The sequence below is a fragment of the Oleiphilus sp. HI0128 genome (assembly GCF_001635365.1).
In genome coordinates this window covers 1-1,747 of the sequence record NZ_LWGG01001066.1, presented here as the reverse complement: position 1 = coordinate 1,747, position 1,747 = coordinate 1, and the positions used below count along the sequence as shown (strand labels likewise).

General features: G+C 41.8%; 2 protein-coding genes. One reads left to right on the top strand and one right to left on the bottom strand.

The window, feature by feature from the left end; all coding sequences use genetic code 11:
* Window positions 1-687, bottom strand: a 687-nt coding sequence (locus A3763_RS18225; protein ID WP_156495160.1) for an HD domain-containing protein, incomplete at its 3' end; no start/stop codon positions are given.
* A 433-nt stretch (window positions 688-1,120) separates the two neighbouring features.
* Between A3763_RS18225 and A3763_RS18220 the strand changes: the two genes are divergently transcribed.
* Window positions 1,121-1,747 (top strand): response regulator (locus A3763_RS18220; RefSeq protein WP_156495159.1); only part of this gene is annotated, 627 nt, incomplete at its 3' end.

The following is a 1,747-nucleotide window of genomic DNA, read 5'->3' as shown; positions in this document are numbered from 1 at the left end:
CGGATTATTCGCCAGGTCGCTGGGAGCAATCAGCGGCCAAAGGGCGTGAGCGTGTCGATTAAATAAATCACTTGGGGAAATTGAGGTGGTTTCCATCAGAGACAGAATATCTAAAGGTTCCAGGCTTGGTGCTTTGTTATCGATATCTTGCAGTATTTGCCAGGCAGCACGAACTGAAAAGTGCTCATGCTCGAGTATTGTTGGCGGATCTTTATAGATAGCGCTGGTGTCAATGCCTGCCCAAAGATGTTCAAAACGTCCTCCTTGAGCAAGAAGGGATTTAATAGAGGGGGTTCGATTGAATTGGTGCGAGAAGCTGCTATGTCCAACATCATGTAGAAGGCAGGCACAACGAACAAGCCTGTGAAAGTAGCTGATAGCTTCTAGTGTGTCGGTTTTTACCACTGAACGCTGTTCTTGGGAGCAGCGTTTCAGACAGTTTTCAATCATTGCGCGGAACATGCGCCCGCCAACATGCATGACACCTACGCTATGTAAAAAGCGTGAGTGAGTCGCGCCAGGAAATACGAGAGAAAGGATATCGTTCTGACAAATAAAGCGTAGTCGCTGAAATAAAGGGTGGTCCACCATGGCCACTTCGTGGCTCAAAAGAGGTATGCCACCGTGTACTGGGTCCATGATTAGCTTCTTATGCGCCCCAAGTAAATCTTCTATCAATAAATTCAAGCAGCGTAGCCCCAATTGTTAATTAGTGTGAATACTCTAATGAATGAGAATAGTCTCAAGGTATATTTTGATAAAAAGAGTATGTTAATACTTAGCTTTTATGCAGAAGTATATTAATTCTTTAATTACTTTAGCATGCTTGTGCAGGTTTAATCAGTTTAAGTGAAATCGTTAGGAATTTGGCGTATCGCACGGTAAGTCTGTGATCTTTAGCCAGTCCCGGTGAAAAAATGAAATTATTCTCGGTTTTGGTTAGACGTGTATTCAGCTTGTCCTATACTCGAATTATTAAATTAACCTTGATGCCGCGCCAGGCATAGTATGTCGGGTGCCTTAAAGCTTAGCCGCTGTATATCAAGCGTTATAAAAAGGCTGTGATTAATTAGTGAGTATTGTATTGACCTTATTAAATAATGTTTGGCAGGTATAGATCATGGATCAGCTAGCTGAACATATTCTGGTGCTAGACCCTCATAAAGAGGACTTGTTACGCTTGGCAGATTATCTGTGTGCCAAGGGCTATCAAGTAAAAACTGCATCAACGATCGATAACGCAAACGAGTTATTGGCAAGTACTTCAGTAGATTTGGTGTTTGCTGATGTAACCAATGCCGATATTGCTCACTTATCATTGGGTCAGGCTGATAGTTACCTTATCCCTTTGGTTGTTGTATCGGAAACGCCAAACTCTGGTGATGTGGTCGCGTGTTTAAGAGCAGGTGCTTCGGACTACATTCTAAAACCTGTCAATGACTATATTAATGTTGATCATGTGATCGATAGAATCCTAGAGAAGGTTCGTTTAAGTAAGCATAATAAGCATTTACAGAAAGAGCTTGAAGAAGGCTATAAGAAACTGAGCGCGGGTCTCCAGGAATTGAGGGCTGACCAAAAAGCCGGCTTGCAAATTCAAAAGAAAATGCTGCCAAAAAATGAAAAGAAAGTGAACGATATTTTCTTTGAGCATCGAGTGATGCCATCTTTGTACTTAAGCGGCGATTTCTTAGACTATTTTAATCTTGACGATCATCGTAGCTTATTTTATTTTGCCGACGTTTCT